This is a genomic window from Actinophytocola sp. KF-1, assembly GCF_054661535.1.
This window is the reverse complement of the sequence record NZ_BAAFVK010000009.1, coordinates 18,232-41,583: the sequence shown is the minus strand read 5'-3', so window position 1 is coordinate 41,583 and position 23,352 is coordinate 18,232. Positions and strand designations below refer to the sequence as shown.

Here is a 23,352-nt window from a genome sequence, read left to right as displayed (position 1 = left end):
GTATAGTAGCTTCCGTGGAAGCTAATTTGCGGTGGGTGGCGATCACGGCGATCGCGCCGGTCGCGTGGGGCTCCAACTACTACGTCACGCACGAGTTCCTGCCCGCGGACGCGCCGCTGTACGGCGGACTGCTGCGTGCGCTGCCCGCCGGCCTGGTGCTGCTCGCGGCCCGGCGGCGGCTGCCGTCGGGGTCCTGGTGGTGGCGGTCGCTGGTGCTCGGCACTCTCAACGTGGGCGCGTTCTTCGTGCTGATCTACGTGGCCGCGCAGCTGCTGCCGACGAGCGTCGCGTCGACGGTCATGGCCACGTCACCGGTCGTGATGATGCTGTTCGCGTGGCTGCTGCTGGCGGCCCCGCCGAGGTCCCGCCACCTCGCGGGCGCCGCGCTCGGCATCGCGGGCGTCGCGCTGATGCTGTTCACGGGCGCGGTCGCCACCGACCCGCGCGGCGTCCTGGCGTCGGTGGCGGCGATGGCCATGTCGTCGCTCGGGTACGTGCTGACGAAGAAGTGGAGCGCCGACGTCGACGTGCTGTCGCTGACGTCGTGGCAGCTCGTGGCGGGCGGCCTCGCGCTGCTGCCGGTCGCCGTGGTCGTCGAGGGCGCGCCGCCCGCGCTCGACGGACCGGCCGTGCTGGGCTTCCTGTACGTGGCGGTGGTCGCCACCGCGCTCGCGTTCGCCGCGTGGTTCGCGGGCCTGCGGCACCTGGACGCGGGCACGGTCGGCCTCGTCGGCCTGCTGAACCCGGTCACCGGCGTGCTGCTCGGCGTGGCGGTCGCGGGCGAGGTGCTGAGCGTGCGCCAGCTGTGCGGGCTGGCGCTCGTGCTGACCGGCATCGTGCTCGGCAGGCCGGTGCGTGCGGGTCGCGGCGTCAGGCCGGTGTCTCCGGCAGCAGCAGCCGGTCCAGCAGGTCCTGCAACGTGACCAGCCCCGCGAGCCTGCCGCCGTCCTCGACGAGCGCCAGGTGGTTGCGGGACTCGCGCATCGTGCTGAGCGCCGCGTACATCGGGGTGTCCGCGGCCAGCGTGCGGACCGGGCGCATCAGGTCCGCCGCGGTGCCGTCCCGGCGGGTGACGGCGTCGCGGACGTGCACGACACCCAGCGGCTGCCCGCCGGCGCGCACGACGAGCCGGAGGTGCCCGGTCTCGTGCGCCACGCGCGCGATGTCCGCGGGCCCGGCGTCCGGCGCCACCTCGGCCAGCTCGGTGATCGGCCGCATGATCGTCCGCAGTGGACGGACGTGCACCTCCAGTGCCGCCGCGAGGCGTTCGTGCCGTGCCGCGTCCAGTGCGCCTGCGCGGGCCGAGTGGTCGAGCAGCTGGCGCAGGTCGTCCGGGCCGCGCCCCTCCGACATCTCGTCCACCGGCGCCACCCCGAACCACCGCAGGCACCGGTTCGCCGCGCCGTTCAGCGCGACCAGCACCGGGCGGGTGAGCCACATGAAGCCGCGCATGGGGATCGCGAGCAACGTCGCGGACCGTTCCGGGTGCGCGATGGCCCACGACTTCGGCGCCATCTCGCCGACGACCAGGTGCACGAACGTGACCACGATCAGCGACAGCACGAACGCGATGACGTCCGCCGTCACCTCGGGCAGGCCCCACGCCGTGAACAGCGGCGTCATCATGTGGTGCACGGCCGGTTTCGTGATCGCGCCGAGTGCCAGCGTGCACAGGGTGATCCCCAGCTGCGACCCGGCCAGCAGCAGCGACAGGTCACGGGCGCTGGCGAGCGCCGCCCGCGCGGCGACGCTCTTCTCCGCCGCCTCCTCCAGCCGGTGCCGCCGTGCGGCGACGAGCGCGAACTCGATGGCGACGAAGAACGCGCTCAGCACGACGATCCCGGCCGAGATCGCCAGCGCGAGCCATGTGCTCAACCCGCTCATCTGGCCGCCTCCCCGAGCGTGATCGACACGGTCCCCGGCACCCGGCGGACGACCGCGTCGACGGTGATGGTGACCGTCGGCCGCGGCGTGCCGGGCGGCTTGCGCAGCGTGATCTCGACGGCGTCGCCGGGGTCGGGCAGCCGTTGCAGCTCGGCCATGACCAGCCCGGCGACCGTCTCGTAGTCGCCGTCGGGGAGGTCGTGGCCGATCAGGCGCTCCACCTCGTCGAGGTGCGTCGCGCCGGGCAGCGTCCAGGTGCCGTCGCGCAGCACGGGCGCGGGCGTGCGGTCGGGGTCGTGCTCGTCGGCGATCTCACCGACGAGCTCCTCGGCGATGTCCTCGACGGTGATCACGCCCGCGAGGCCGCCGTACTCGTCGACGACGCACCCGAACTGCTCGCGCGCCTCCCGCAACCGGGCGAGGACGGCGGGCAGCGGCAGCGACCCGGGCACCAGCACGGCGGGCCGGGCCACGTCGCGGACCGGTGTGCCGAGGTCGGTGAGCGCGAGCAGGTCGCGCAGGCCGGCGATGCCGACCACGTCGTCCACGTCCGTGCCGAGGACCGGCAGCCGCGAGTGGGACGCGGCCATCACCGCGAGCGCCTCGGACACCGTCGCGTCCCCGGGCACCGTCGTCACCGACGTGCGGGGGATCATCGCGTGCTCGGCGGTCCGCTCGTGCAGGTCGAGCGTGCGGTCGAGCAGCGTGGACAGCTCGGCGGGCAGGTCACCGCTGTCCCGCGAGGCGGCGACGATGTGTTCCAGGTCGCGCGGGGTGGCGGCATGCTCGACGTCGTGCACCGGTTCGATCCGGACGGCCTTGAGCAGCAGGTTCGACGCGTGGTCGAACAGCCGGATCAGCCACCCGAACACCGACAGGTACAGCCCGGTCGACCACGCGAGCCGCCGCGCGACCGGTTCGGGCCGCGCGATGGCGAGGTTCTTCGGGAACAGCTCACCGAACACCATCTGCACGACCGTCGAGAACACCAGCGCGAAGACGGTGCCGACAGCCACCCCGACCGCCTGCGGGACACCGACCCCGCCCAGCAGGTCGCCGATCCCGGCGCCGATGAGCGGTTCGGCGACGTAGCCGACGAGCAGCCCGGTGACGGTGATGCCCAGCTGGGCACCGGAGAGCATGAAGGAGGTGCGGCGCGTGATGCCGAGCGCGCGCTCGGCCCCGGCGTCGCCGCCCGCGGCCCGGGCCTTGAGCCGCGCCCGGTCCACGGCCATGTAGCCGAACTCCTGGGCAACGAAGTAACCGGTGAGCACGGTCAGCCCGAACACGACCGCCATACCGGCGAGGATCGTGAGGATGGTGATCATGCCGGCGGATCACCGGCGGGCGGGCTCGTCAGGGCGCGGTGTCCGATGTGGACATCGGTGCTTCGGGACGGGTCCATGGTCCTCTCGTGCTCGTCGGCGCGTACACCAGGTGAACGGTGGCACGGCCGGGGAAGTTCCTCAACTCGGCAAGTCCCGCACGTCCACAACGGACATCCCGGTGGCCGGCGCCCCGCACCCGGGCGATCCCGGCCAAGCCGCGCCGCACACGCACCAGGGGATCGCCCCGACGGCACCCCGAACCCGAGCCCGCAAACGGGGCCGGCCAAGGCCGGCAAGATCAACCCCCGCCTCCGGCCCCCCGACATCCAGCCTACCGGCCGCCACCGACAAGAACCGCGTGCCGAGAGGCAGTTATCCACACCCCCGGACTGGGAACCCACCGGCAGGGGAATGAACCACGCCCCGAAAACGCTGCACGAAGCACACGAAGGAGGAACAGTGGCGACAATCGAACTGACCAAGGACAACTTCGGCGACACGGTCACCAACGAGGGCACCGTGCTGGTCGACTTCTGGGCGTCCTGGTGCGGGCCGTGCCGGATGTTCGCGCCGGTGTTCGAGGACGCCGCCGAGAAGAACCCCGACCTCACCTTCGGCAAGGTCGACACCGAGGCCGAGGTGGAGCTGGCGCAGGCGTTCGGCATCCAGTCGATCCCGACGCTGATGATCGTCCGGGACGGGGTCGTCGTGTACGCGCAGCCGGGCGCGCTGCCCGCGCCCGCGCTGGCCGAGCTGATCGGCAAGGTCCGCGACCTCGACATGGACGAGGTGCGCGAGAAGGTCCGCGCCGCCGAGGAAGGCAGCGCCTGACCGTCGCTCTCCGTGAGGTGCGTTGGTATGGCCGTGTGATCGTGGCCCCTCTGGTGGCGGATTGTCGCCGTCGGGGTCTGGCTAGAAAGCTTTCCACGTGCTTACCGGGAAGCAGCTCGTCGCGGCTGCCGCTGTCGTCGTCACCGCCTCCCTCGCCGCCGCGCCCGTCGCGGCGGCCGAGGTTCAGCTGGGGGTGGGCCACGAGACCACACCTGCCCAGCCGTACAAGGGCAACCCGGACACGTCCGACTGGCTCGGCTCCTACGTGGTCGCCGGCAAGCAGGTCTGGTGCGTGCAGTTCGCGTACCTCGCCCCGGACAGCAACGAGCAGTACCAGCCCGGCGCCGCGCTGAAGACCAAGTGGGGCACCGACCTCGCACCCGACGTCGCCGCCGACATCTCCTACCTGCTGCTGCGCTACGCCGACACCGACGACGCCGACGAGGCCGCCGCGCTCGCGCACCTCCTGCACAGCTGGACCGCGGGCCCGCAGGACCCGGGCCAGCTCGACCCGGCCAACGACTTCCGGCACATCGCCTACGACGCCCCGTTCCACCTCGCGAAGCTGCCCGCCGCCGCGCGGACGGCCGTGGACACCCTCAAGGCCGACGCCGCCGCGAACCGCGGCCCGTGGACCGCGGCCGTCGCCGCGCCGGAGGAGCCGCAGACCATCGGCGCCGTCGCCGACTGGGTGATCACCGTGAAGAACGCGGCGGGCACCGGTGTCGCGGACGTGCCCGTCACCGTCGGGGCCACCGACGCCACCTTCACCGACGCCGCGGGCAAGCAGGTCACCACCGGGACCGTCACCACGACGGCCGAGCCGCTCACGCTCGCCGTCACCCCGACCGGGCCCGCGCCCCGGCTCGACATCAGCCTCGCGAGCCCCGCCGAGGTGCCCGTGGTGCAGCAGGCCGTGCAGGTCGACACGCAGCGCATCGTCAGCACCGGCGGCGAGGAGGAGCTGACCGCCAACGCCGAGACCACCGCGACCCCGCCGCCGACGACCACCACCACGTCCACCCCGCAGCTGCCGAGCACCATCCCCGCGGGCGACTCCTCGGACATGCCCGTCGCCACGGCCTCGGTCGAGCAGCGGATGTCCGGCGGCGGCTGGATCGTGCTCGTCGCCGTGGTGATCGGCGCCGGCGTGCTCGTCCTGCACCTGGCCCGCCGCCGCGCGTCAGGCGACCACCAGCAGGGCTGACCGTGCCCGCCGAGCCCGACCCCGCCTCGCTCGACGCCGCGTCGCGCGCGGTGCTGCTCGACGACGACCTGTGGCACGGCACCCCGCCCGAACCCCGTCCCGCCTGGGCCGACCAGGGCGTCGCCGCCTGGGACGACTGGTCCCGGGACGCCGTCCGCAACCGCCCGGTCGTCATGCCGGTGGTCGTCATGGCGGCCGTCGTCGCCGCCGTCACCGCCGCGCTGACCGCCGCGCCGGGACCCGTCACCGGCACGCCCACCGCCGTCGTGACCGCGGCACCGCCCGCGCGCAAGGCCATCGTCCCCGCCGAACCACCCGCCGCCCGGCCCACCACACCGTCGTCGACGGCGCCGCCGCCCGCCCGGACGACGCCGAGACCGCAACCCCCGCCCGCGCCACCGGCCGCACAGGCCCCCGGCACCGTCCGCCTCGCCCAGGGCGGCACGGCCACACTGGTGCGCAAGGACGTGGTCGACGGGGTGCTCCCGGTGCCCGAGGGCGTGCGGGAGGCCACTTGGTGGGGCGCGGCCTTCGACGGGACGGCGGGCGCGACCGTGCTCGCCGGGCACGTGAACTGGAAGGGCGCCACCGGCCCGTTCGCCGAGCTGTGGGAGTCCCGGCTCGGCGACGTCGTCACCGTCGTCGACGCGGGCGGCGTGACGCACCGCTACCGGGTCCGCAGGCTGGTCACCGTGCACAAGGACCAGCTGCCCGCCCGCGCGCAGGAGCTGTTCGGCCAGGACGGCCCGCACCGGCTCGTGCTCGTCACGTGCGGTGGCCGCTGGGTCGGCGGCCGTGACGGCTACGAGGAGAACCGGGTCGTGATCGCCCAGCCCATCTGACGTCTGGCGGTTCCGCTGGGGCGCGTGATGGAGTACAACGTGAGAGCGCTTCCACGGCTGACAGGAAGAAAAGTATGAACCGACGGAGTTGTCAGGTGGTCACCCTCGTACTGGCCATGACCGCCATGTTCACCGGCAGTGCGGGCGCGGCCCCGCAGGGCCACCCGCCGCGGGACCTCGGCCCGAACGTCACTGTCTTCGACCCGGACATGCCGGTCGAACAGATCCAGGCCACGCTCGACGCGACCCACGCCGCCCAGGTCGACGCCGAGATGGGCACCGCGCGGCAGGCGTTCCTCTTCAAGCCGGGCACGTACGGCACCGAGGAACACCCGCTGCAGATCAAGGTCGGCTACTACACCGAGATCGCCGGGCTCGGCGCGTCGCCGACCGACGTCGTGATCAACGGCAAGGTCGAGGTCTACAACCGCTGCCTCGCCGACGGCGGCACGAGCAACTGCCTCGCGCTGGTCAACTTCTGGCGCACCCTGTCGAACCTGACCATCGACATCGACGCCGCGGGCCAGGACGGCTGCCGCGCGTCGGCCAACTTCTGGGCCGTGTCGCAGGCCGTCTCGTTGCGGCGCATGAACATCCGCGGCGGCGGGCTGTCGCTGATGGACTACTGCACGGCGGGCCCGCAGTACGCGAGCGGCGGGTTCATCGCCGACTCCCGGCTGCCCGCCACCACCAACGGGTCGCAGCAGCAGTGGCTCACCCGCAACAGCGAGGTCGAGAGCTGGTCCAACGGCGTGTGGAACCAGGTGTTCGCCGGCGTCGTGGGCGCCCCGGACGACGCCACGTTCCCGTCTCCGCCGTACACGACGCTCGACACCACCCCGGTGAGCCGCGAGAAGCCGTACCTGTACGTCGACGCGCGTGGTCACTACCAGGTCCGCGTGCCGTCGGCGCAGCGGAACACCAGGGGCATCTCGTGGGGCAGCGGCATGACGCCGGGCCGCTCGCTGCCGCTGTCGGACTTCTTCGTCGCGTCGCCGGACGACTCCGTGCGCGAGATCAACACCCAGCTGGCGCGCGGCAAGAACCTGCTGCTCACGCCGGGTGTGTACGACGTCGACCGCACGATCGCGGTGAAGCGTCCCGGCACGGTCGTGCTCGGGCTCGGCCACGCCACGCTGACCGCTGTCGACGGCGCGGTGCCGCTCGAGGTGGCGGACGTGCCGGGGGTTGTCGTCGCGGGCGTGACGATCGACGCCGGCCTCGAGGAGTCGCCGGTGCTGCTCCGGGTCGGCAAGCGGCACGGGCACGGGCATAGCGACCCGCGCAACCCGACGACGCTGTCGGACGTGTACTTCCGCGTCGGTGGCCCGCACGTCGGCAAGACCGACATCGCGCTGGAGGTCAACAGCGACGACGTGCTCATCGACCACACGTGGGTGTGGCGGGGCGACCACGGCGTCGAGGGCTTCACCGACACCGAGCGCTGGCGCACCAACACCGGCCGGTACGGCGCGGTGATCAACGGCGACGACGTGACGGCGACGGGCCTGTTCGTCGAGCACTTCCAGCGGTACAACACCGTCTGGAACGGCGAACGCGGCACGACGGTCCTCTACCAGAACGAGCTGCCGTACGACCCGCCGACGCAGGCGGACTGGATGAACGGCGACGTCGAGGGCTTCGCCGGGTACAAGGTCGGCGACCGCGTGCGCACCCACACGCTGTACGGCGCCGGTGTGTACGTGTTCAACCAGAACAACCCGGCCATTCACACCGAGAACGGCTTCGAGGTGCCGGCACGCCCGGGCGTGCGGTTGCACCACATCATGACGGTGAACCTCAGCGCGGGCGTCATCGACCACGTGGTCAACGGCGTGGGCGACGCGGCCGACACGACGAAGGTCGGCGTGCCGATCTACGTCACGGAGTACCCCTGAGCCCAGTATTTTTCGGTCTCATGGATGTGCAGACGAACGCGGCGGTGGCCGCCGTGTGCGCGCGGCTGGCGGGCAGGCTGTCCGACGACGTGCTCGACGCCGTGCGTGACCACTACTCGGTCGGTGAGACGGAGATCGCCGAGGCCGCGTTGCTGCTGGGGCTTGCCCTCGAGGGTGTCGCCATCACCCTCGAGGAGCAGGACCTGATCCGCGCCGCGCTGTACGACCCGGGCAACCCGGACCTCGACGACGTCCCGGTGACGGACGAGGTGCCGCCGCCCGCGTACCGCTTCACCGCGACGGGCCCGGCCGGCGCGCCGGACCCGTCGCGCGCGGACGAGGTGCTGGCCGCCGAGGCGTCCGCACATGGCGGCGTGCGCCTGCACCGCGTGTGGCGGATGCCGCTGGAGGGCGCCCAGGACGGCGCGACGTGGGTGTACGTGCTGGAGGTCGCCCCGGAGGCGGACGTCCTGTCGGCCCGCGGCGCGTTGGCGTCGCGGCTGTGGGTGGAGCTGGAGCAGCGGTGGCTGGTGGAGGTGGTCACCGAGGGCGCGGCCCTGCCGCCGTACCAGGCGGCCGCCTTGGCGGCGGCGGTCCAGGTGTGGCCGACGGGGTGACGCCCCTGCGGGATGGCCGTGGTGGGTGGCTCGCCCGCTCCGGTGTCCGGGCCCGCGAAGCGGGCCAAGCCCGGTTGTGCGGGCCCGCGAAGCGGGCCAAGCTCAGTGTCCCGAAGGGCGCTTTCGGGGAATGCCCGCCGGAGGGCGAGGCGCTGCCGGGTTGCGAGTGCGTCGAGCGGGCGAAGCCCGGTGTCTCGAAGGGCGCTTTCGGGGCGTTCAAGGTCTCGAAGGGCGCTTCGGAGCATGCCCGCGGGAGGATGAGGGAGCTGCGAGCCCGCGGAGCGGCGAAGCCCGGTGTCCTGAAGGCGCTTCGGGCCGCTCAAGGTCTCGATGGACGCCGCCGCCAGTGGCCGGACCGTGAAGCGGGCCTCCCTCCATGCCGCCGGAGGGCGAGGAGTTGCGCGCCGCGAGTGCGCGGAGCGGGCGAAGCCCGGTGTCTTGACGGGCGCTTTCGGGGCGTTCAAGGTCTCGAGGGACACCCCCGCCAGTGGTCGCGCCGCGAAGCGAGCCCGGCTCAACGCCTCGACGCGGGCCTCAACCCTCCACAGGAGGCGGCCCGAGCAGGGCGATCGACGCGCGTACGGCGACCTCGGTCATGTCGCTGACCCGGCGCCCGTCCTCGACCGTCGTCGCGATCAGTTCGCGGAGGCCCCCGAGCAGGATCAGCGCCAGCTGCTCCGACACGGGCTCGGCGCGCACCGACCGCCACTCGTCCGTGTCGCACAGCGTCTGGATCATCGTGACGAAGGCCGACATCACGTCGCGCTGCAGTTCCCGTGCCGCGGCGCCCAGGGACGGCACGTCCCGGATCCAGCTCACCGTGATCGCGGGCTGGGACTCCGCGCACGCGATCCACGTCGCGATGGCCTGCCGCACCTGCTTCGCCCACGGCGCGCGCGCGTCGACCGCGGCCGAGATCTCGCGGATCATCGCGGTGTTGGCGTCCGTGAGGAGCGCGACGAAGCACGCCTCCTTGCTGTCGAAGTGCTCGTAGAACGTGCGCCGGGACGTGCGCGCCCTCCGCACGATGTCGGCGACCGTCGTGTTGCGGTAGCCGTCGGCCTCGATCGACGCGGCGAGTCCGTCGAGCAGGCGCTGCCGGAAACCGCAGGCGGCGGCCGTCTGCTGGGTCGTCACCGTGGACACGCTAGTACCTCCCGTCTTGTGCTCGATGGTACGCGGGCGTACCGTCGGGTTGGTACGGCCGCGTACCACAGTGAGGTGACCCCAGTGACCCTGCCACCAGGCCCGGCCAAACCACGCTTCGTGCAGGGCGCCTACGCGCTGGCGATGCCGATGCGCGGGCTGCCCCGGCTGCGGGAGCGGTACGGGAAGGCGTTCACGGTCAACGTGCCGATCTTCGGCCGGGCCGTGGTGATCAGCGATCCCGCCGAGATCAAGCAGCTGTTCCAGACCGACACCGCCCTCGCGGACAACATCGAGCCCAACCTCGGTCGCGTGCTCGGCTCCCGGTCGATGTTCGCGCTGATGGGGGAGGAGCACCGCAGGCAGCGCAAGCTGCTCGTGCCGCCCTTCCACGGCCGCAGGCTCGCCGCCTACGAGCGGATCTTCGAGGACGAGACGGTCCGGGAGATGGCGTCGTGGCCGCGGGGCAGGCCGTTCCCGGTCCTCCCGTCGATGATGCGGATCACCCTGAACGCCATCCTGCGCACGGTGTTCGGCGCCGAGGGCAAGGAGTTCGACGAGCTGCGCGACCTGCTGCCGAGGATGGTCACGCTCGGCTCGCGGCTCGCCGCCGCGCCGATCCCGCGCTTCGGCGGCAAGTTCGGGCCGTGGGCGCGGTTCTTCGCGATGCGCCGCGAGTACGACCGCGTCATCGAACGGCTCGTGGCGAAGACCCGGCGGGCCGGTGACCTCGACGACCGCGACGACGTGCTCGCGATGATGCTGCAGAGCCGCTACGACGACGGCTCGCCCATGTCCGGCAACGAGATCGCCGACCAGCTGCTCACGCTGCTCGCCGCCGGGCACGAGACCACCGCGACGACGCTCGCGTGGACCGTGGAGCGGCTGCGCCGCCACCCCGGCGTGCTCGCCGAACTGGTCGCCGAGGCCGACGCGGGCGGCAAGCGGCTGCGCGAGGCCACGCTCGTCGAGGTGCAGCGGACCCGGCCGGTGATCGACATGGTCGGCAGGAAGGTCAAGGCCGACGCGCTCGAGCTGGGCCCCTGGGTGGTGCCGAAGGGCTACGCGATCCTGGTCAGCATCGGGCTCATTCACGACGACGACGCCGTGTTCCCGGACGCGGCGCGGTTCGACCCGCACCGGTTCCTCGGTTCGCGACCGGACCTGTACGAGTGGATCCCCTTCGGCGGCGGCACGCGGCGCTGTCTCGGCGCGGCGTTCGCCACCCTGGAGATGAACGTCGTGCTGCGCACGGTGCTGCGGGACGTCACACTCGCACCGACCACCGAACCGGCGGAGCGCTGGCACTCCCGCGGGGTCGCCAACGCGCCGGGCAAGGGCGGGCTCGCGGTCGTGCACCGCAGGACCGCCACGTCCACCACGTCCACCACGTCCACCACGTCCACCACGTCCACCACGTCCACCACGTCCACCACGTCCACTGAGGTCACGGCTGAGCCGGCAGGAGAGGGAGCGCGTTCATGAGCGAGCAGGTGGCGGCCGTCGGGCGGGGGATCTCCCTCGCCTACGAGGAGATCGGGGACGGGGAGCCGCTCGTGCTCGTCGGCGGGCTCGGCCAGCAGCTGCACAGCTGGCCGGACGCCTTCTGCGAGCAGCTCGCCGAGCGCGGCTACCGGGTCGTCCGGTTCGACAACCGCGACATCGGCCGGTCGACGCACGAGGACTTCCGGCCCGCCAAGCTGTGGGCGATGCTCGTGGGCCGGTTCCCGGCGCGGCAGTACGACCTCACCGACATGGCCGAGGACACGGTCGGGTTGTTCGACGCGCTCGGCCTTGACAGCGCGCACGTCGTCGGGGTGTCGATGGGCGGCATGATCGCCCAGACCGTCGCCGCCCGGCACCCGGAGCGGGTGCGGACGCTCACGTCGATCATGTCGAACACCGGGGCGCGCCGCAGCGGCCGTCCCGCGCTGTCCACACTGCGGCTGATGGCGGCCGCCCCGCCGAGGGCGCGGGAGGCGGCGATGGACAGCGCCGTGCGGATGTTCCGCCACATCGGCTCGCACGGCTTCCCGTTCGACGAGGACTGGGTGCGGGCACAGGCGGCCCGCGGCTGGGACCGCGACCCGTCGTCGGCGGGCACCGGCAGGCAGCTCGGCGCGATCATGAAGTCCGGGGACCGGACGCCGTCGCTGCGGTCGGTCACCGCGCCCACGCTGGTGATCCACGGCGACCGCGACCGGATGGTGCACCCGACCGGCGGCGCGGCCACGGTCCGCGCGATCCCGGGCGCACGGCTGGAGACCATCGCGGGCATGGGCCACGACCTGCCGAAGGGCGCGTGGCCGCGGCTCATCGACCTGATCGACACCCACGCACGCACGACGAGGAGCAGCGATGCCCGCGACACGACCGCGTCCTAGCATCACCGGCCGCCCGGTCATGATCACGGGCGCGGCGTCCGGCATCGGCCGCGCGCTCGCCGTCCGCCTCGCCCGCGCCGGGTCCCCGGTCGCGATCGCCGACGTGGACGAGGCCGGGCTCAAGGAGACCGCCGCCGCGCTGCCCGGCCGGGTGCTGACCCGCGTGCTCGACGTGCGCGACGCCGCCGACCAGCAGCGGTTCGCCGACGAGGTGCGGGAGTGGCTGCCCGCGCCGCTCGCCGCGGTGTTCAACAACGCCGGTGTGGCCGTGACCTCGACCGTGCTGGACGCGGTGCCCGAGGACGACCAGTGGCTGCACGACATCAACTTCCACGGTGTCGTCAACGGCACGCGCGCGTTCCTGCCGATCCTGGTCGAGCAGGACGCCGGGGTCATCGTGAACACGTCCAGCGTGTTCGGCCTGGCGGGCATGCCGTACCAGAGCGCCTACTGCGCGGCGAAGTTCGCGGTCCGCGGCTTCACCGAGTCGCTGCGGCACGAGCTGCGGGGGACCGGTGTGCGCGCGGTGACCGTGCACCCCGGCGGCATCACCACGAACATCGCCCGCAACGCGCGGGTGCGCACGGATCCGGAAGGGCTCGGGCGGACGAAGGAGCAGATGGCCGCGCAGTTCGAGGCCATCACCATGACCTCGCCGGAGAAGGCGGCCGCGATCATCCACAAGGGAGTCGAGAAGGGGAAGGCCCGCATCCTCGTCGGCCCCGACGCCTACCTGTTCGACGCGCTGACCCGCATCACGCCCACGCACTACCACTCGGTGCTCGGCGGCCTGCAGTCACGGCTGCGGGCCAGGCAGGCGGGTAAGGCATGAGCGCCGACGTGGACGTGCTCATCGTCGGCGCCGGGCTGTCGGGCATCGGCGCCGCGCACCACCTGCAGACCGCGTTCCCGGACCGCACCTACACGATCCTCGAGGCACGCGACGCGATCGGCGGCACGTGGGACCTGTTCCGGTACCCGGGCGTGCGGTCCGACTCGGACATGCACACCCTCGGCTACCGGTTCAAGCCGTGGACGCGGGCCAAGGCCATCGCGGACGGGCCGTCGATCCTGTCGTACGTCAGGGAGACGGCCGCCGAGGCGGGCATCGACCGGCACATCCGGTTCGGTCACCGCGTGGTGCGGGCGTCGTGGTCCACAGCGGACGCCCGGTGGACGGTGGAGGCGCGGCACGACGGCGAACCAGTGACGATCACCGCGCGGTTCCTGTACGTGTGCAGTGGCTACTACCACTACGACGCGGGCCACACGCCGGAGTTCCCCGGCCTGGACCGCTTCCGCGGCACGGTCGTCCACCCGCAGCAGTGGCCCGCCGACCTCGACCACAGCGGCAAGAAGGTGGTCGTGATCGGCAGCGGCGCGACCGCGGTGACGCTCGTGCCCGCGATGGCGGAGACGGCCGCGCACGTGACGATGCTGCAGCGGTCGCCGACCTACATCATGTCGCTGCCCGCCGAGGACAAGATCGCGAACACGTTGCGGCGGCTGATCGGCCCGAAGCGCGCGTACTTCGTCGCGCGCTGGAAGAACGTGCTGATGAGCACGTTCCTCTACCAGCTGTCGCGGCGCCGCCCGCACGTCGTGCGGAACCTGATCCGCGCGGCCACGATCCGGCAGCTGCCGCGGGGGTACGACGTCGACACCCACTTCAACCCCCGGTACGACCCGTGGGACCAGCGGCTCTGCCTCGTCCCGGACGGCGACCTGTTCCGCGCCATCCGCCGCGGCCGCGCATCCGTGGTGACGGACCGGATCGCGGAGTTCACCGAAACCGGGCTGCGCCTGGAGTCCGGTGACACGCTGGCCGCGGACGTGGTCGTGACGGCGACCGGGCTGCGGCTGCTCGCGTTCGGCGGCATGGAGCTGATCGTCGACGGGCGGGCCGTCGAACTGCCGAAGACCATGGCGTACAAGGGAATGATGCTGTCCGACGTGCCGAACTTCGTGTTCACGATCGGGTACACGAACGCGTCGTGGACGTTGAAGGCCGACCTCGTCGGCGAGTACGTCGTGCGGTTGCTGCGGCACATGGACGAGCACGGGTACGACGTGGCCGTGCCGGCGAACGACGACCCGTCGGTCACCGAACGGCCGCTGCTCGACTTCGACGCCGGCTACGTGCTGCGGTCGATCGACGAGTTCCCCCGCGCCGGGTCACGCGCGCCGTGGCAGCTGGGCATGAGCTACGCACACGATGTCGTGAACCTGCGCCACGGCAAGGTGAACGACGGGGTCATGCGGTTCACGCGCCGTGCGGTGCGTGCGACTGGGTGAGGCCGGGCGCACCCGGCGTGGCCTGGCTCGACGACCACGCCGGGTGCGGGCGGTGTGACTACACCAGCCAGCCGACGACGTGCGCGATGTGCGCGAGCAGCCCGGAGATGATGTCGCCGTGGCAGTACTCGGCGGCGCACACGACGGTCTGGTGGAACATGTTTTCTCCTTGGATGGGGACTCGAACGGGTCCGCCTGCGCAGGCGCGATGACCATGTCATGGCGATCTTCCGCGGAGCAAATCGTTCCCCGGCAAGGAAAACGCGGTTCGTGACGTACCGGTCCGGTGCTGATCACCGGGTCCGGTGACGTGGTACGCCGTCGTACCCGTCGATCGGCCCAACGGGGTGCTACGCAGAGTCGCGCGAAGCTGAGAACCTGTGAGTGCTCCGGGCGTTCGCGGTGGTCACGACCGCGTGCACTCCGCCGGGCGACCTCGATGGGGTGAATGCGTCAGCCGGCTTCCTTCACGAGCCACTCCTCGAACGTCGTCGGCGCGATGCGGGCGTGCTCGCCGGGCAGGAGCACCTCGCCGGCCATCTCCGTGCCGAAGACGCCCTGCCACGTCGGCACGAGCCGCACGTCGCGACCGCGGGCCTGGTGGGTGCGCCTGGCCATGTCGACGAGGTCCTGCGTGTCCGGCCCCGCGACGTCGACGTGCCGCCCGCGCGGCTCGCCGACGGCCACCTCGGCGAGGATCCCGGCGACGTCGTCGGGCGCGATGGGCCGCACGAGCAGGGGCGCGATCGTGGCGGTGCCGTCCTGTTCGGTCCAGCTCGCGACCATCTCGGCGAAGTCGTGGAACTGCGTGCAGGGGACGATCGTCCACGGCACCGGACCCGCCTCGACCAGGCGCTCCTGCTCGCGCTTGCCCGCGTAGTGCGCGTTGCCCTCGATGGCGTGGATGCCGACGATCGAGAGCAGCACGTGGTGGCGCACCCCGGCGCGCTGCTCGGCGGCGAGCAGGGTGCGCGTGGTGGTGCCGAGGTAGCCGACGGTCCCGTCCCGGTCGCCCACGGGGGCGTTGGTGGCGTCGACGACCGCGTCGACCCCGGCGAGCGCGTCGTCGAGGCCGTCACCCGTGGTCAGGTCGACGCCGTGGGACCGGCTGATCCGCACGACCTCGTGCCCGCCCCGCTCCAGCGCGGCGACGGTCCGCGCCCCGATGTTCCCGCTCGCGCCCGCGACGGCGATCCGCATTGCTCCTCCTATTTCAGACTAAATTGATCCGCAATATCTACGATACTATCGCGGTCGTGAAGCTGCCAGTGAGCACCGAGTGGGTCCTGCACTGCGCGACGACGCTCGCGCAGCTCGAGCCGGGCGCGACCGCGTCGGCGGCCCAGCTGGCGGAGTACTACGACCTGCCAGCGCCCTACCTGGCGAAACAGCTGCAGGCGCTCGTCAGGGCAGGCATCCTGACGGCGACGACCGGCCCGCGCGGTGGCTTCCGGCTGGCGCTGCCCGCCGGGGAGATCACGCTGCTGGCGGTCGTCGAGGCGGTCGACGGCGCCACGTCACCGTACGAGTGCCGCGAGATCCGCAGGCAGGGCGCGGGTGCGCTGCCGCCGGAGGACTGCCGGGACACCTGCGTGCTGGCGAGGAAGATGGCCGACGCACACGAGGCGTGGCGGGCGACCCTGGCCGCGGACACACTGGCCGACATCGTCGCCGGCCTGCCACCGACCGCTCCGGCCCGCACGAGGTCCCGCCTCGCCACGACCGGCCGCACCCGGCGGTCAGGTGGCGGCGCGTAGCGGGGCGCGGGTCTCCTCCTCCGCCACCGCGGTGGCGGCGCGGACGAAGGCGGCCACCGCCGGGGAGTGCGAGTTCCGCGGCCACGCGACTGTGAGCGTGGTCGGCGACAGATCGGCGACCGGCCGGTAGGCGATGCCCGGGCGCGGGTGGCGGCGCGCGACCGAGACGGGCACGTACCAGACGACACTGCCCAGCTCGACCATGTTGAAGATCTGCGCGATGTCCGTGAGCGGCCGGGCCACGGGCCTGCTCGGGGGCCTGCCGCCGCCGTCCTCGGCGGGGGAGCCGTCGGGCAGCGTCCGGCCCGCCATGTCCGCCAGCCGCAGGTGGGTGTGGGCGGCGAGGGGGTCGTTCGCGGCCAGTGCGACCAGGCGCGGCTCCGTCACCAGGGCCTCATGGTCCAGGCCGCGCTCCTCGAACGGGGTGGGCACCAGCGCGACGTCGGCCCTGCCCTCGCGCAGCGCGCGTTCCTGCTCGCCGCGGCCGCACATCATCAGTTCCACCGGCACGGCCGCGTCCTCGCGTTCGTACGCCGCGATGATCCGCGGCAGCAACCCGGCGTCGTAGTCGGCCTTGAGCGCGACCCGCAGCGACGGGGTCGGCGCGCCCGCGTGCCGGACCCGCCGTCCGGCGGCGGTGACCGCGTCGAGCACCGTGTGCGCGTCCCGCAGCAGGACCTCGCCCGCCGGGGTCAGCGTGACCTGGCGCGTGGTGCGGTCCAGCAGGCGCACGCCCAGCTGCCGTTCCAGCTCGCGGATCGCCCGGGACAGCGGCGGTTGCGCCATGCCCAGCCGGTCGGCCGCGCGCCCGAAGTGCAGTTCCTCGGCGACCGCGACGAAGTACCGCAGCTGCCGCACCTCCAGGTCACTCATATCGCCAGGGTATCAATGGCGACCGGATCGGTCCTTCAGCACGGCGGCGCGCGCGGGTTGACTCGGTGCCGCTTTTCCCGTGTGCCACCTGGAGGATCACATGATCGTCGTCACCACGCCGACGGGCCGGATCGGCGGCCGCGTCGTCGGCACCCTGCTCGACCGCGGCGAACCCGTGCGCGTCGTCGTCCGCGACCCGGCGCGGCTGCCCGCCCGGGTCCGGGACCGCGCCGAGGTCGTCGCGGGCTCGCACGGCGACCCCGACGTCGTCGCGAAGGCGTTCGCCGGTGCGGACGCCGTGTTCTGGGTGACGCCCGCCGACCCGCGCGCCGGCAGCGTGATGGCCACGTACCTCGACTTCACCCGGCCCGCGTGCGAGGCGTTCGTGAACCAGGGCGTCGGCCGGGTCGTCGGGGTGTCGGCGCTCGGCCGGGGCGTCCCGGGCCACGCCGGACACGTCACGGCGTCACTCGCCATGGACGACATGATCGCGGCCACCGGCGTGCCCTACCGGGCGCTCGCCAACCCGTCCTTCATGGACAACCTGCTCCGCCAGGTCGCCGCGATCAGGGACCAGGGCGTGTTCTTCGGCCCGCTCGCCGCCGACCGCGCCGCGCCGTTCTGCGACACGCGCGACATCGCGGACGTCGCCACCCGGCTGCTGCTCGACCCGTCGTGGACCGGCGCGGGTGAGGTCGCCGTCCTCGGCCCGGAGGACCTGTCGCAGCACGACATGGCGCGCGTCATGTCCGAGGTCCTCGGCAAGCCGGTGCGGTACCGGCAGGTGCCGTACGAGGCGTTCAAGGAGTCACTGCTGGGCGGCGGCATGTCCGAGGCGATGGCCCAGGCCATGGTGGACATGGTGCGCGCCAAGGACGACGGGCTCGACAACGCGCTGCCGCGCACGCCGGAGAACACCACGCCGACGAGCTTCCGGCAGTGGTGCGCGGAGGTGCTGCGCCCGGCGGTGGCGGGCTAGCCGCCGCGGCGGGCCAGCACGCGGTCGATCAGCTCGTCCGCCGCGCCGAGGTAGTTCTCCGGGGCCAGCAGTTCGGGCAGCCGGTCACCGAGCGGCGCGACCTCGGGTGCGGCGGCGAGCAGCTCGTCGAACCGGCCATCGCCCGCGGCCGCCTGGCCCGCGATCCGGCCCAGCAACGCCTTCGCGGTGGCCTTGCCGAGGACCGGCGCGAGCGCGACGTTCAGCCGCTCCGCGACGATCGTGCCGCCGGACGACGACAGGTTCGCCGCCATCCGCTCCGGGAGCACCCGCAGCCCCGGCACCAGCTCGGCCGCCGTCCGCGCGGTGCCGCCCGCGAGCCGCAACGCCTCCCGCAGCGGTTGCCACTCGGCCTGCCACCCGCCCGCCGACCGCTCGTCCTCCGCCAGCATGGCGTGGCCGAGCATCTGCGCGTACCCGGGCGCCTGCCGGGCCGCCGACACGAGCAGCGTGGCCAGCACGGGGTTGCGTTTCTGCGGCATCGCCGACGACAGCCCGCTGCGCTCGCCCGCCGGTTCGACCACCTCGCCGACCTCGGTCCGCGTTCCGCCGAGCACGTCCACCGCGATCTTGCCGAGCGCACCGGTCACCGCGACCACGACCCAGCCGAGGTCGACGAGCGGCGTGCGCTGCGTGTGCCACGGCGCGGCGGGGGCCCGCAGCCCCAGCTCGGCGGCGACACCCTCGACGAGCTTCGCGGCGTGGCCCTCCGGCGGCACCCCGGCGGCGCGGGCGTACTCGAGGTACGCGGCGAGCGTGCCCGCCGCGCCACCCATCTGCACCGGGAGGCTCGCGAGGACCTGCCGGAGGCGTTCCTGTGCGTCCAGCACCAGCGTCAGCCAGCCGGCCGCCTTCAGCCCGAACGTGGTGGGCACGGCCTGCTGCGTGAGGGTGCGGGCGGCCATCGGCGTGCGGCGGTGCTCGTCGGCGAGGCGCGCCAGCGCGTCGGCCACGGTGGTCAGGTCGGCGTCGGTCGCACGCAGGGCCCGGGCGGCGAGCAGCATGGCGGCCGAGTCGAGCACGTCCTGGCTGGTGCTCCCGCGGTGCACGTACTCGGCGGCGTCGGTGTCGGTCACCGCCGCGGTCAGCTCCCGCACCAGCTCGACCACGGGGTTCGCCGAGCCGCGAGCCCGGACCGCGAGCCCGGCGGTGTCGATGTTCCCCGGCGTGGCGGCGGCCTCGATCGCCCCGACCGCGGCGGACGGGATGACGCCGAGCCGCGCCTGCGTGCGCGCGAGCGCCACCTCGAACTCGAGCATCGCGGCGACCCACGCCTCGTCGGCGAGCAGCGTGTCCATCCCTGTGCCCGGCCACACCAGGCTCAGCAGTCCCGTGTCCGCGTTCATGCCCCCACCTTCGCCAGTCACCCACCTACGCGCACGGCGAGGCACGCCGTCCGGTCGCGTCGACCAGACGGTACGGCGTCCCGCTGACGGGCGAGCACAGCGTGAGACGCATGCCGCGCATGCCCCGGGTGAGGAGCACCTTGTCGGTGTTCTTGATCAGAGGCGGGCGCGGTCACCACACGTCGCCGGCGCGCCAGTCGCAGGTCAGGGGGCCCGTGAGGGCGAGGTCGGTGACGGGGAGGACGTAGACGCTGTCGTCGTCGTCCGCGGTGCGTTCGCGGCCTCGCGGGGTGAGTGCCCAGGTCTCGCCCTGCCAGAGCTGCCAGCCGCGGGCCTCGTAGAACGGGATGCCGATGTCGCTGGAGCTGAGCGCGCCGAGGTCGTATGCGGCCCGGATGACACGTTCCACCGGCGCCATGACCGCGGCGCCGACGCCGCGGCGGCGGTGGTCGTCGCGGACGGCGACGCCTTCCACGTAGCCCGTGCGCAGCGCCCGGTCGCCGTGGAGGAACGAGCGCTGGACGACGGCCGCGTGGCCGATCAGCTCGCCGCCGGACCAGGCGAGGGCGTGCATGCCGCCCAGGGTGTGGGCCCAGTCCTCGTCGGCGAAGTCGCCGTCGAACGCGGCGTCCAGGAGCTGCCGGACGGCGGTGCGGTCGGCGGGGGACAGGTCGGCGGTGTGCGCAACACGTACGTCGGTCATGACCACATCTCGAAGGGTTCGTCGATGCGCTCACCCGCGAGGAACGCGGGCAGCAGGGCGGGGAGGCGGCCGGGGTAGAAGCGTTCCCCGCTCGCCAGCAGCTCGTCACGCGGCCACCACCGGGCGGCCACGTACGCGTCGGCCTCGTAGTCCAGCTGGCCGGTCACGTCGATCGGCGGGGCGACGCCCGGCACGGGGACCGTCGCGACCACCTCCTGCTGGACGCGGCGGAAACCGCGGCACTTGAACGTGGCCGTGCGGGTCCACGTGGCCGGGCCGACGGTGTCCGCGACAAGGCCGGTCTCCTCGCGCAGCTCGCGGACCGCGGCGTCCACATAGGTCTCGCCGGGGTCGATGCCGCCGCCGGGCAGCTCCCACCACGTGCCGAGCTCGGGGTAGTCGGGGCTGCGGGTGTGGAACAGCAGGACCTGGCCGCGTGCGTCGAGCACCACGAGCCGCACCGCGCTGCGGTGCTCGAGCGGGAGGTCCCGGGGGAGGTCCACTACGCGGTCTCGCAGCGGCGGGCCAGCGCGGCGCGGGTGGCGGTCCACCGCTCCGACTCGGCGATCTCCTTGGTGGCGTGGAAGTCCATGGGCCGCAGCGGGATGCCGAGCGAGTCGCGCTTGTACTCGGCGAGGTGGCACGTGTAGAGCGTGAAGCGGTCGTGTTCCTCGGTGTCGTGCACGCGCAGCTTCGCGTAGTGGGCGGCGATGCCGTCGGCGGCGATGAGCGTGGCGACGCCGTTGCGGGCGAGGTTCGCCCGCGCGTTCCTGCTCGCGACCGCGACGAGCAGCGCCTCCCGGTCGGGGGTGGCGAGCAGCTCCGCCGTGCACAGCAGCATCACGTGGGGGAACCCCTCCGCGTCGACGGTGACGAAGGGGAAGGCCTGCTCGTCCCGGTCCGGCTGTGGCCAGGTCTCCAGGAGCAGGGCGAGTTCCGCGGGCACGCTGATTCGGTCCACACCGCACTCTAGCGAAGATCAACGGGGCTGGAACCGGCCGAGCAGCCGGTCCGTGAGGTCGGGGAGCCGCTGCCCGCCGGAGCCTTCCAGCCACAGCACGCCGGCGGTGCGGACCGCGGCGAGGAACGTCGCGGCCATCAACCGGGCCAGCTCGGTGTCGAGGCCGTGGCCCCTGGCCCGCAGCACCGCCGCGAGGTCGCGTTCGAGGGTGATCTGGTCGCTGGCCTGCCGGGCGAGCAGCGACGGGTGCCGGCGCAGCAGCCGCAGCTGCGCCACCCACTCGGGGTCGGGGACGGGCCGGTCGCGGTACAGCTCGGCGACCGCCGCGCGCAGCGCCTGCCACGGCGGTTCGGCCGCGGGCCTGCCCTCGACCAGCGCCACCAGGTTCCTGGTGCGCTCGCGGTCGGCGTGCAGGACCGCGTCCTCCTTGTTCGCGAAGTAGTTGGAGAACGTGCGGCGCGAGACGCCCACCTCGTCGGCGATGTCCTCGACGGTGACCCCGTCGAGGCCGCGTTCCATCGCGAGCCGCAGCGCCGCCTCGTGCAGCGACTGCCTGGTCGCCGCCTTCTTGCGGGTCCGCAGCGTGGCGGTGGGCGCCTCGGCTTCGGTGGCCTCCATACGGGTCAGCCTAGCGAGGGAATAAACTTCCCGTTGTGCAAGTTTGCACAGTGGGCAAGAATTGATCCGAGACGGGGAGGGGACGCCATGACGGCCGAGGCGGTCGAGGCGGGCACACGAGACGACATGGGGCACCGGCACGTGCTGGAGTCGCTGTCGGGGCTGCTGCTCGTGCTGTTCGTGGCCATGATCAGCTCCACGGTCGTGTCGACCGCGCTGCCGTTGATCATCGGCTCGCTGAACGGCACGCAGACGCAGTACACGTGGGTGGTCACCGCCACCCTGCTGGCGGCGACGGCGACCACGCCGATCTGGGGCAAGCTCGCCGACCTGTTCAACAAGAAGACGCTCGTCCAGGTCGCGATCGTGATCTTCGTGGTCGGCTCGATGATCAGCGGGTTCAGCCAGAACACCGGGCAGCTGATCGCGGCCCGCGCGTTCCAGGGCATCGGCATCGGCGGCCTGCAGGCGCTGGTCCAGGTCGTGATCGCCGCGATCATCCCGCCGAGGGAACGCGGCAAGTACAACGGCCTCCTCGGCGCGGTCATGGCGGTCGCCACGGTCGGCGGCCCGCTGCTCGGCGGGCTGATCGTGGACGTGTCGTGGCTCGGCTGGCGCTGGTGCTTCTTCGTCGGCGTGCCGATCGCGGTCATCGCGTTCGTCGTGCTGCAGCGCACGCTGCACCTGGAGACGGTCCGCCGCGAGAACGTGCAGGTCGACTACCTCGGCGCGGGCCTGATCGCCGCAGGCGTGAGCGTCCTGCTGATCTGGGTGTCGTTCGTCGGCAACTCGTTCGACTGGTTGTCGTGGCAGACCGCGCTGATGGTGGCGGGCGGTGTCGTGCTCCTCGCCGGCGCCGTGCTGGTGGAGAAGCGGGTGCGGGAACCGATCGTGCCGCTCGGCATCGTCGTCCAGCGCACGCCTGCGCTCGCGATCGTCGCGAGCCTCGCGGTCGGCATGGCCATGTTCGGCGGCGCGGTGTTCCTCGGCCAGTACTTCCAGGTCGGCCGCGGGTACACGCCCACGGAGGCCGGTCTGCTGACCATCCCGATGATGGCGGGCGTGCTGGTGTCGTCGACGGTGTCCGGGCGCATGATCAGCCGGTCCGGCAAGGTCAAGCCCTACATCGTGACCGGTGCGGTCATCCTGGTGCTCGGGTTCCTCGGGCTGGGGATGGTCGACCACGCCACGTCGCTGTGGCTCGTCGGGATCGCGATGGCGGTCGTGGGCATCGGCGTCGGCATGACCATGCAGAACCTCGTGCTGGCGGTCCAGAACAGCGTGCCGATGCGCGACCTCGGCGCGGCGAGCGCGTCGGTGACGTTCTTCCGGTCGCTCGGCGGCACGATCGGCGTGTCGGTGCTGGGCGCGGTGCTCGCGAACCGGGTCACCGCCGACCTGGCCGCGGCACTGCACGTGCCGGAGGGGCAGGCGTCCACCGGCAGCACGAGCGCGCTGAACCTGAAGGCGCTGCCGCCGGAGATCCAGACGGTCGTGCACACCGTGTACGGCGACGCGACGGCGCACATCTTCCTCATCTCCGCGGCGGTGGCCGTGGTCGGCGTGATCGCGGCGCTGCTGCTCAAGCCGATCACGCTGCGCACGACGATCGACCTGGAGAAGAAGGACGAGGACACGGTGGTGTCCGACCCGATCGTGGGATAG

At 72.7% G+C, this 23,352-nt stretch carries 23 protein-coding genes; 13 read left to right on the top strand and 10 right to left on the bottom strand.

The features are described from left to right. Positions 1-14 precede the first annotated feature (14 nt). Positions 15-923 carry an EamA family transporter gene (locus ACYQ77_RS26380; RefSeq protein ID WP_459715888.1) on the top strand — a complete coding sequence of 303 codons (909 nt, stop codon included), beginning with the start codon at positions 15-17 and terminating at the stop codon, positions 921-923. Here the strand turns inward: ACYQ77_RS26380 and ACYQ77_RS26375 are convergent. Both ACYQ77_RS26375 and ACYQ77_RS26370 read right to left on the bottom strand, forming a co-directional pair. Next, positions 871-1,884, bottom strand: a complete 1,014-nt coding sequence (locus tag ACYQ77_RS26375) for a hemolysin family protein (RefSeq protein WP_459715886.1) — start codon at positions 1,882-1,884, stop codon at positions 871-873. The genes ACYQ77_RS26380 and ACYQ77_RS26375 overlap by 53 nt on opposite strands. Then, a complete protein-coding gene (locus tag ACYQ77_RS26370) occupies positions 1,881-3,212 on the bottom strand; it encodes a hemolysin family protein (RefSeq protein ID WP_459715884.1) in 1,332 nt (443 codons plus the stop codon). The genes ACYQ77_RS26375 and ACYQ77_RS26370 overlap by 4 nt, the downstream gene beginning before the upstream one ends. 459 nt (positions 3,213-3,671) lie before the next feature. Between ACYQ77_RS26370 and trxA the strand changes: the two genes are divergently transcribed. From trxA to ACYQ77_RS26345, 5 genes are all read left to right on the top strand, one after another. Further along, positions 3,672-4,043 carry a thioredoxin gene (gene trxA, locus ACYQ77_RS26365; protein WP_459715882.1) on the top strand — a complete coding sequence of 124 codons (372 nt, stop codon included), beginning with the start codon at positions 3,672-3,674 and terminating at the stop codon, positions 4,041-4,043. 97 nt (positions 4,044-4,140) lie between these two features. Next, complete coding sequence (locus tag ACYQ77_RS26360; protein WP_459715880.1) at positions 4,141-5,250, top strand: hypothetical protein; 1,110 nt, start codon at positions 4,141-4,143, stop codon at positions 5,248-5,250. Positions 5,251-5,423: 173 nt separating this feature from the next. After that, the gene (locus tag ACYQ77_RS26355; RefSeq protein ID WP_459716454.1) at positions 5,424-6,092 is read left to right on the top strand and encodes a class F sortase; all 669 of its coding nucleotides are present in this window, start codon (positions 5,424-5,426) and stop codon (positions 6,090-6,092) included. 95 nt (positions 6,093-6,187) lie between these two features. After that, positions 6,188-7,990, top strand: a complete 1,803-nt coding sequence (locus ACYQ77_RS26350) for a hypothetical protein (protein WP_459715878.1) — start codon at positions 6,188-6,190, stop codon at positions 7,988-7,990. A gap of 20 nt (positions 7,991-8,010) precedes the next feature. Beyond that, on the top strand, positions 8,011-8,607 hold the full coding sequence (locus ACYQ77_RS26345; RefSeq protein WP_459715876.1) for a hypothetical protein: 597 nt from the start codon (positions 8,011-8,013) through the stop codon (positions 8,605-8,607). Between the two features lie 534 nt (positions 8,608-9,141). On the opposite strand, the gene ACYQ77_RS26340 is transcribed toward ACYQ77_RS26345, so the two are convergent. After that, positions 9,142-9,744 (bottom strand): TetR/AcrR family transcriptional regulator, encoded by a 603-nt coding sequence (locus ACYQ77_RS26340; protein WP_459715874.1) that lies wholly within the window; start codon positions 9,742-9,744, stop codon positions 9,142-9,144. A 93-nt stretch (positions 9,745-9,837) separates the two neighbouring features. Here ACYQ77_RS26340 and ACYQ77_RS26335 point away from each other — a divergent pair, with 93 nt between their 5' ends. The 4 genes from ACYQ77_RS26335 to ACYQ77_RS26320 are packed head-to-tail and all read left to right on the top strand — an operon-like array spanning position 9,838 to position 14,432. After that, positions 9,838-11,238 carry a cytochrome P450 gene (locus ACYQ77_RS26335; protein WP_459715872.1) on the top strand — a complete coding sequence of 467 codons (1,401 nt, stop codon included), beginning with the start codon at positions 9,838-9,840 and terminating at the stop codon, positions 11,236-11,238. Further along, entirely contained in the window at positions 11,235-12,137 is a 903-nt protein-coding gene (locus ACYQ77_RS26330; RefSeq protein WP_459715870.1) for an alpha/beta fold hydrolase, read from the top strand. The genes ACYQ77_RS26335 and ACYQ77_RS26330 overlap by 4 nt, the downstream gene beginning before the upstream one ends. Next, on the top strand, positions 12,112-12,969 hold the full coding sequence (locus ACYQ77_RS26325) for an SDR family NAD(P)-dependent oxidoreductase (protein WP_459715869.1): 858 nt from the start codon (positions 12,112-12,114) through the stop codon (positions 12,967-12,969). Before ACYQ77_RS26330 ends, ACYQ77_RS26325 begins: the two co-directional genes overlap by 26 nt. Further along, positions 12,966-14,432: a flavin-containing monooxygenase gene (locus ACYQ77_RS26320; protein ID WP_459715867.1), complete on the top strand. Its 1,467-nt coding sequence runs from the start codon at positions 12,966-12,968 to the stop codon at positions 14,430-14,432. Before ACYQ77_RS26325 ends, ACYQ77_RS26320 begins: the two co-directional genes overlap by 4 nt. 453 nt (positions 14,433-14,885) lie before the next feature. Here ACYQ77_RS26320 and ACYQ77_RS26315 read toward each other — a convergent pair whose 3' ends face one another. Then, on the bottom strand, positions 14,886-15,632 hold the full coding sequence (locus ACYQ77_RS26315; RefSeq protein WP_459715865.1) for an SDR family oxidoreductase: 747 nt from the start codon (positions 15,630-15,632) through the stop codon (positions 14,886-14,888). A gap of 56 nt (positions 15,633-15,688) precedes the next feature. Here ACYQ77_RS26315 and ACYQ77_RS26310 point away from each other — a divergent pair, with 56 nt between their 5' ends. Continuing rightward, the gene (locus ACYQ77_RS26310) at positions 15,689-16,189 is read left to right on the top strand and encodes an RrF2 family transcriptional regulator (protein WP_459715864.1); all 501 of its coding nucleotides are present in this window, start codon (positions 15,689-15,691) and stop codon (positions 16,187-16,189) included. Here the strand turns inward: ACYQ77_RS26310 and ACYQ77_RS26305 are convergent. Continuing rightward, positions 16,172-17,062 (bottom strand): LysR family transcriptional regulator, encoded by an 891-nt coding sequence (locus ACYQ77_RS26305; RefSeq protein WP_459715862.1) that lies wholly within the window; start codon positions 17,060-17,062, stop codon positions 16,172-16,174. The genes ACYQ77_RS26310 and ACYQ77_RS26305 overlap by 18 nt on opposite strands. Positions 17,063-17,162: 100 nt before the next feature. Here ACYQ77_RS26305 and ACYQ77_RS26300 point away from each other — a divergent pair, with 100 nt between their 5' ends. Further along, a complete protein-coding gene (locus ACYQ77_RS26300; protein WP_459715860.1) occupies positions 17,163-18,041 on the top strand; it encodes an NmrA family NAD(P)-binding protein in 879 nt (292 codons plus the stop codon). On the opposite strand, the gene ACYQ77_RS26295 is transcribed toward ACYQ77_RS26300, so the two are convergent. The 5 genes from ACYQ77_RS26295 to ACYQ77_RS26275 form a co-directional block, all read right to left on the bottom strand. Further along, on the bottom strand, positions 18,038-19,405 hold the full coding sequence (locus tag ACYQ77_RS26295; protein ID WP_459715858.1) for a class-II fumarase/aspartase family protein: 1,368 nt from the start codon (positions 19,403-19,405) through the stop codon (positions 18,038-18,040). The genes ACYQ77_RS26300 and ACYQ77_RS26295 overlap by 4 nt on opposite strands. A 172-nt stretch (positions 19,406-19,577) precedes the next feature. Then, positions 19,578-20,108 (bottom strand): GNAT family N-acetyltransferase, encoded by a 531-nt coding sequence (locus tag ACYQ77_RS26290; RefSeq protein WP_459715857.1) that lies wholly within the window; start codon positions 20,106-20,108, stop codon positions 19,578-19,580. Then, the gene (locus tag ACYQ77_RS26285; protein ID WP_459715855.1) at positions 20,105-20,611 is read right to left on the bottom strand and encodes an NUDIX hydrolase; all 507 of its coding nucleotides are present in this window, start codon (positions 20,609-20,611) and stop codon (positions 20,105-20,107) included. The genes ACYQ77_RS26290 and ACYQ77_RS26285 overlap by 4 nt, the downstream gene beginning before the upstream one ends. Continuing rightward, complete coding sequence (locus ACYQ77_RS26280; protein ID WP_459715854.1) at positions 20,611-21,069, bottom strand: hypothetical protein; 459 nt, start codon at positions 21,067-21,069, stop codon at positions 20,611-20,613. Before ACYQ77_RS26280 ends, ACYQ77_RS26285 begins: the two co-directional genes overlap by 1 nt. Before the next feature lie 18 nt (positions 21,070-21,087). Then, positions 21,088-21,687, bottom strand: coding sequence for a TetR/AcrR family transcriptional regulator (locus ACYQ77_RS26275; RefSeq protein ID WP_459715852.1), 600 nt, complete (start codon positions 21,685-21,687; stop codon positions 21,088-21,090). A gap of 87 nt (positions 21,688-21,774) precedes the next feature. Here ACYQ77_RS26275 and ACYQ77_RS26270 point away from each other — a divergent pair, with 87 nt between their 5' ends. After that, positions 21,775-23,352 (top strand): MDR family MFS transporter, encoded by a 1,578-nt coding sequence (locus ACYQ77_RS26270; protein ID WP_459715851.1) that lies wholly within the window; start codon positions 21,775-21,777, stop codon positions 23,350-23,352.

What these genes read in the sequence shown, in the direction of transcription:
- ACYQ77_RS26345 (WP_459715876.1), top strand. Translation starts at nt 8,011, where the DNA reads ATGGATGTGCAGACGAACGCGGCGGTGGCCGCCGTGTGCGCGCGGCTG.
- ACYQ77_RS26375 (WP_459715886.1), bottom strand. Translation starts at nt 1,884, where the DNA reads ATGAGCGGGTTGAGCACATGGCTCGCGCTGGCGATCTCGGCCGGGATC.
- ACYQ77_RS26315 (WP_459715865.1), bottom strand. Translation starts at nt 15,632, where the DNA reads ATGCGGATCGCCGTCGCGGGCGCGAGCGGGAACATCGGGGCGCGGACC.
- ACYQ77_RS26275 (WP_459715852.1), bottom strand. Translation starts at nt 21,687, where the DNA reads ATGGAGGCCACCGAAGCCGAGGCGCCCACCGCCACGCTGCGGACCCGC.
- ACYQ77_RS26300 (WP_459715860.1), top strand. Translation starts at nt 17,163, where the DNA reads ATGATCGTCGTCACCACGCCGACGGGCCGGATCGGCGGCCGCGTCGTC.
- ACYQ77_RS26355 (WP_459716454.1), top strand. Translation starts at nt 5,424, where the DNA reads ATGCCGGTGGTCGTCATGGCGGCCGTCGTCGCCGCCGTCACCGCCGCG.
- ACYQ77_RS26370 (WP_459715884.1), bottom strand. Translation starts at nt 3,212, where the DNA reads ATGATCACCATCCTCACGATCCTCGCCGGTATGGCGGTCGTGTTCGGG.
- ACYQ77_RS26325 (WP_459715869.1), top strand. Translation starts at nt 12,112, where the DNA reads ATGCCCGCGACACGACCGCGTCCTAGCATCACCGGCCGCCCGGTCATG.
- ACYQ77_RS26295 (WP_459715858.1), bottom strand. Translation starts at nt 19,405, where the DNA reads ATGAACGCGGACACGGGACTGCTGAGCCTGGTGTGGCCGGGCACAGGG.
- ACYQ77_RS26270 (WP_459715851.1), top strand. Translation starts at nt 21,775, where the DNA reads ATGACGGCCGAGGCGGTCGAGGCGGGCACACGAGACGACATGGGGCAC.
- ACYQ77_RS26320 (WP_459715867.1), top strand. Translation starts at nt 12,966, where the DNA reads ATGAGCGCCGACGTGGACGTGCTCATCGTCGGCGCCGGGCTGTCGGGC.
- ACYQ77_RS26290 (WP_459715857.1), bottom strand. Translation starts at nt 20,108, where the DNA reads ATGACCGACGTACGTGTTGCGCACACCGCCGACCTGTCCCCCGCCGAC.
- ACYQ77_RS26330 (WP_459715870.1), top strand. Translation starts at nt 11,235, where the DNA reads ATGAGCGAGCAGGTGGCGGCCGTCGGGCGGGGGATCTCCCTCGCCTAC.
- ACYQ77_RS26305 (WP_459715862.1), bottom strand. Translation starts at nt 17,062, where the DNA reads ATGAGTGACCTGGAGGTGCGGCAGCTGCGGTACTTCGTCGCGGTCGCC.